Annotated in this window: 6 protein-coding genes; 4 read left to right on the plus strand and 2 right to left on the minus strand. The window is 73.7% G+C overall.

The annotated features are described in order from the left end of the window. Both CWIS_RS17725 and CWIS_RS12720 read right to left on the minus strand, forming a co-directional pair. Nucleotides 1-1954: bifunctional diguanylate cyclase/phosphodiesterase (locus CWIS_RS17725; protein WP_197080840.1), on the minus strand; the 1954-nt coding region annotated here is incomplete at its 3' end. 241 nt (nt 1955-2195) lie between these two features. Beyond that, nucleotides 2196-2762: a hypothetical protein gene (locus CWIS_RS12720; RefSeq protein ID WP_156186649.1), complete on the minus strand. Its 567-nt coding sequence runs from the start codon at nt 2760-2762 to the stop codon at nt 2196-2198. Between the two features lie 203 nt (nt 2763-2965). Between CWIS_RS12720 and CWIS_RS12725 the strand changes: the two genes are divergently transcribed. From CWIS_RS12725 to CWIS_RS12740, 4 genes are all read left to right on the plus strand, one after another. Continuing rightward, a complete protein-coding gene (locus CWIS_RS12725) occupies nt 2966-3151 on the plus strand; it encodes an antitoxin (protein WP_048343684.1) in 186 nt (61 codons plus the stop codon). Between the two features lie 123 nt (nt 3152-3274). After that, nucleotides 3275-3982 carry a DUF3662 and FHA domain-containing protein gene (locus CWIS_RS12730; RefSeq protein ID WP_048343687.1) on the plus strand — a complete coding sequence of 236 codons (708 nt, stop codon included), beginning with the start codon at nt 3275-3277 and terminating at the stop codon, nt 3980-3982. A gap of 21 nt (nt 3983-4003) precedes the next feature. Next, the gene (locus tag CWIS_RS12735) at nt 4004-4519 is read left to right on the plus strand and encodes an FHA domain-containing protein (protein ID WP_048343685.1); all 516 of its coding nucleotides are present in this window, start codon (nt 4004-4006) and stop codon (nt 4517-4519) included. Between the two features lie 4 nt (nt 4520-4523). Further along, on the plus strand, nt 4524-5371 hold an 848-nt coding region (locus CWIS_RS12740; RefSeq protein WP_048343686.1), incomplete at its 3' end, for a PP2C family serine/threonine-protein phosphatase.

A 5371-nucleotide genomic window follows, 5' to 3' on the forward strand; every position in this document is an offset into this window, starting at 1 on the left:
AGGTCTGGTCGAGCTTGAGCTCGCGCGCCGGCAGGTGGTTCAGGTACGCGAGCGTCGAGTGCCCCGTGCCGTAGTCGTCGATGCTCACGTGCACGCCGTACGCGGTCAGGGCGGCGAGCGCGGCGACCGCCTTGGCCGGGTCGTCCATGATCGTCGTCTCGGTGACCTCGAGCGTCAGCAGCCCCGCGGGGAGCTGCGAGCTGTCGAGGGCCGACTCGAGCGTCGTGAACAGGCCCGGGTGGGTCAGGCAGCTCGCTGACAGGTTCACCGAGACGGGCATGGCCCGGCCCGCGCGCAGCCACGCCGTCGCGTCCTGCACGGCGAGCGACAGGACGCGCTCGGTGAGGTGCGGCATGAGCTGGTAGCGCTCCGCGAGGTCGAGGAACTCGGCCGGCGCGAGCAACCCGAGCCGCGGGTGCTGCCACCGCACGAGCGCCTCGACCCCCACCACGGACCCGTCCGAGCACGAGATCTGCGGCTGGTAGTGCACGACGAGCTCGCCGGCGGCGCGCGACGACGACGTGAGCACCGTGCGCAGGTCCCGCAGGAGCCCGACTCGCCGGTCCGCGTCGGCCGCGACCCGCTCGTCGAACACCGTGATGCCGACGCCCGCGCGCTTGGCGGAGTACATCGCGTGGTCCGCGGCGCGCAGCAGGTCCTCGACGGTCTTGTTGCGGTGCCGGGTGCTCACCACGCCGATGCTCGCGTCGATCTGCACGAGCTCGTCGTCGAGCACGACGGGCGCGCGCACCGCCTCGAGCACCGAGAGCGCGGTGCGCTCCGCGAGGGCGTGGTCGTGGCCGTCGAGCAGCACCGCGAACTCGTCGCCCCCGATGCGCGCGAGCATCCCGTCGGTGCTCAGCGCTGCGGCCATCCGTACGGCGACCGTGCGCATGAGCTCGTCGCCGGCCGCGTGGCCGCGGTCGTCGTTGACCGCCTTGAACTCGTCGAGGTCGATCATCATGAGGCTGACCTCGCGCCCGCGACGCAACCGGCGCTCGAGCCGCTCGACGAAGGCCCGTCGGTTCGCCACGCCCGTCAGCCCGTCCGTGCGCGACTCGCGCTGCGCGTCCGTGAGCTCGGCGAAGTCGCGCGCCATGTAGGCCAGCCGGGACGTGCCCGCGAGCGCCGCGAGCGCGGCGAGCAGCGGCACGACCGGCCGCCCGCTCGGCGCCACGGCGTCGACGACGATCATCACGACCGACCCGATCACGACGACGAGCGCGCCGACGGTCGACGCCGTGGGCGAGACGTCGACCCGCGTGCGCACCACGGGCCGGGAGGTGACCGCGCACGCAGTCATCAGCGCGATGCCGACCCAGCCGTGCACCACACCGACCGCCGACGCCTCGACGTGCGTCCCACCACGGACGGCCCCCACGTACCCGACCAGCTCGGACCCGAGGATCACGGCGACCAGCACGACGAGCGTCATCGCGCGCCAGTCACGCGTCAGGTGCGCGGTGAGCACGATGACGACGAGCGCGGCCATGAGCGTCAGGAGCACCGCGATCCGCACCGTGTGCGCGCCGGTCTGCCACCCGTGCGCCGCTGCGCCGGCGGCGCGGGACGTGCCGTACGCGAGGATCGCCGCCGCGCACAGCGTGCCACCCAGGCCCGCCAGCCACTCGCCCGAGTCCCGGTCGTCGAGGTGTGACCGGTTCCAGTGCTGGACCGCCTGGTAGAGCATCGCGGTCGCGGCGACCGTCCCGACCGTCAGGCCGGCCGTCGCCACGGACGTCCAGGACTCGCCCGTCAGCCACGCGAGCAGGGCCTCGAGCCCGAGGCTGAGGACGATCGTCCACCCGGCACGCCTGAACCAGCGCCACGCGAGCTGCTCCCGGGGCGCACGGCCGCGGGAGGCGCGGGTGGTGACCAGCGCGGCAGCCACGGACGCCGCGCACGCGAGCAGCAGGAGCAGCGCGCCGAGGCCACGGACGGCACCGACCGTCACCAGCACTCCCGCGGCCACGGCGCTCGCCGCGCGCACCACACGCCCACTCGTCACACCGTCGACATCGGTGCCGCGGCGGCACAGGTGAGACGTCCCCGAGCGCGTCACCCGTCGGTGGCGCAGGTACGTCCCTGGCGTCCGCATTTCGCCGACGGCGACGGCTCACGCACCACCCGAACGGCGCATCACCCGTCGTTCGGCCGGCTCGACGACGCCGGGCACGCCCGGGTGCCGAGCGGCCTCAGGCGACGGACGGTGTCCGAGCCCGCGAGACGCCCGCGACCGCGGCGGCCAGGCCGAGCCGCGGCGCGAGGCCGTCGACCTGCACGACCGCAGCCGGGCCGTGCTCGCTGTAGAGCGCGACGAGCGAGGCGAGCTCGCCGCGGCCGCCGTAGGGGCACGTGAGCTCGAGCAGGGTCTGCGGGCCGTCGTGCACGACGTAGACGACCTCGGCGTCGAACCCGAACGACGGCGACACCCGGAACCGGACCGTGCCGATCTCGACGGGCGGCGGCAGCACCCGGCCGCGCACGTGCGCGATGCCGAGCAGCGCGCTCAGGCCGCGGCGCTCGTCGTCCGCGAGGCCCTCGCACGCGTCGAGCGCGTCCATGTCCACGAGCACGACGCACCCCGGGTCCGGCTCGGACGAGCCCGGGTGCCAGGACGCGTCGGCCTCGAGCGTCAGGAAGCCGTCGTAGGCGCTGTACGCGGTCCGCACCAGCTCCATGCGCTCCTCGATCGGCATGCCCCGCAGGGGGTGGGTGCGCGAGGTCGCGGCCGCGCCGCACGAGCACGAGATCGTCACCATGACCCCCAGGGTGCGCCCGACCACTGACACGCACGCGCCGGACGCGCCGAGGACCAGACGATCCGGACGCCGCGAATCGCCGGAAGGGCCCCGTTCCTCCTGTTCCGCGTGCGATCGCGCCACGCGCGGACGACACTGTGCGTCTGAGCGCGTCGAGCGGCAGGTCGCAGGGGCTTGCGCGGGCGCGCCGACGGAGGTGCGCGATGGGGCTGGACGACCTGGTCTCGAAGGCCAAAGGCGCTCTGGAAGGGCACGAGGAGCAGGCGAAGGACGCGCTCGACAAGGCCGCCGACGCGGTCAAGTCGCGCACGGACGAGGCGGGGGACGCGAAGGTCGACGAGGGCACCGAGAAGGCCAAGGAGTTCCTCGACCAGCAGAAGAACACCTGAGGCACCCGCGGCAAGACGCCGCACGACGCCGGGGCGCGGATACCATCGAGTCGGATCGTGGACGATCACAGCGTGGCGCCCCTGCCGGTCGTGCGCGCCGTTGTGCCGAAGGGAGGTGCGTTCGTGGGGTTTCTGGACCGTTTTGAGAACGGTGTCGAGCGGGCGGTGAACAACGTCTTCGCCAAGACCTTCCGCAGCGACCTCAAGCCCGTCGAGCTGGCCAGTCGCCTGCGTCGCGAGGTCGACGAGAAGGCGGCCGTCGTCGGGCGCGACCGTACGGTCGTGCCGAACGAGTTCACCATCGAGCTGTCGACCCCCGACTACGACCAGGTCGAGGCCTGGGGTGCCGAGACGCTGGCCGACGAGTTCGCGGCGAACGTCACGGACTACGCCGCGGGTCAGCGCTACGCGTTCGTCGGGCCGGTGACCGTGAGCTTCGCGGAGGACACCGAGCTCGAGGCGGGGCGCTTCGAGGTGCACTCGGCGACCGTGCGCGGTGCCGTGGCCCCCGCGACCACCGCGGCGCCCAGCCCGCGCCACCCGCTGCTCGACATCGACGGCCAGCGCTACCTGCTCACAGGTCCCGTCACGGTGATCGGTCGCGGCTCGGAGGCGGACATCATCGTCGACGACCCGGGCGTCTCGCGCCGCCACCTCGAGATCCGCGTCAACCCGGACAACGTGGTGGCCTCGGACCTGGGCTCGACCAACGGCTTGTTCGTCGAGGGCCACAAGGTGCCGGCCGCGACGCTGCTCGACGGCAACACCCTGACCATCGGGCGGACGCGGATCCTGTTCTGGACGGGCGGGGACCCGGAGCTCGACGAGTGACCGGCCGGTGACGCGCGAGCGATGAGCGAGCTGACCATCACCCTGCTCCGGCTGGGCTACCTGGCCCTGCTGTGGGTCCTCGTGCTCTCGTCGATCGCCGTGCTGCGCCGCGACCTGTACGGCACGCGCATCACCAAGCGCCGTTCTCGTCGGCCCGCGCCCGTCACGGCCGCGGGGCCCGCGGGCACGGGCCCGTCCACGGCACCCACGCCGGTCGTCTCGCCGCGGACGGCGCGCGGCAGCCAGCGCTCGGCGCGCCTCGTCGTCACGCAGGGCCCGCTGACCGGCACGATCGTCCCGCTCGGGCAGTCCGCGGTGGTCGTCGGCCGCGCCCCGGGCTGCACGCTCGTCCTCGACGACGACTACTCGAGCTCGAAGCACGCGCGGATCTTCCCGCAGGGCGGCCAGTGGTACGTCGAGGACCTCGGCTCGACCAACGGGACGTTCGTCGGCGACGAGAAGATCAGCGGGCCCACCCCCCTGGCACCCGGTCGCTCGGTCCGCGTGGGCCGCAGCGTGATCGAGCTGCAGGGGTAGGCGGATGACGGTCGCACTGCGCTACGCCGCCCGCTCCGACGTGGGCCTCGTGCGGAGCAACAACCAGGACTCCGCCTACGCGGGCCCGCACCTGCTCATGGTCGCGGACGGCATGGGCGGTCACGCGGGCGGCGACGTCGCGTCCTCGGTCGCGGTCGCCACGTTCGCGCCGCTCGACGACGAGTCGCACGGCCCCGACGACGCGCTCGACGAGCTCGAGGGCGCGCTCGAGGAGGCACGCGAGGAGATCAAGGCGCGCTCGGGCGCCGAGCCGGACCTCGCCGGCATGGGCACGACCGTCACCGCGATCCTGCGGGCCGGCAACAAGCTCGCGATGGTGCACCTGGGCGACTCGCGCGGCTACCTGCTGCGCGACGGCGTGCTCACGCAGGTCACCACGGACCACACGTTCGTGCAGCACCTGGTCGACATCGGCCGCATCACGCCGCAGGAGGCCGAGCACCACCCGCAGCGCTCGGTCGTCATGCGCGTGCTCGGCGACTTCGAGTCGGACCTGACGCCCGACCTGTCGGTGCGCGAGGCGCGTGCCGGCGACCGCTGGCTGCTGTGCTCCGACGGCCTGTCGGGCTTCGTGAGCGGGCAGACCATCGAGACGACGATGCGCGAGCTCACCGACCTCGACTCGTGCGCCGACCGGCTCGTGCAGCTCGCGCTGCGCGGCGGCGGGGGCGACAACGTGACGGTCGTGCTCGCCGACGTGATCGAGCTCGACGACGTCGCCGACGGCGACGCGCCCGGCACGGCGCCGCAGGTCGTCGGCGCGGCCGCGACCACGCGCAACGACCCGACGGTCGCGGCGGACGGTCCCGCGGCGCGTGCGGCCGAGCTCGC

Source organism: Cellulomonas sp. A375-1, assembly GCF_001040865.1.
GTDB classification, from domain to species: domain Bacteria; phylum Actinomycetota; class Actinomycetes; order Actinomycetales; family Cellulomonadaceae; genus Cellulomonas; species Cellulomonas gelida.

Bases quoted from the DNA above. Each gene is read 5' to 3' on its own strand.
- CWIS_RS12735 (WP_048343685.1), top strand. From the start codon at position 4,004: ATGAGCGAGCTGACCATCACCCTGCTCCGGCTGGGCTACCTGGCCCTG.
- CWIS_RS12725 (WP_048343684.1), top strand. From the start codon at position 2,966: ATGGGGCTGGACGACCTGGTCTCGAAGGCCAAAGGCGCTCTGGAAGGG.
- CWIS_RS12720 (WP_156186649.1), bottom strand. From the start codon at position 2,762: ATGGTGACGATCTCGTGCTCGTGCGGCGCGGCCGCGACCTCGCGCACC.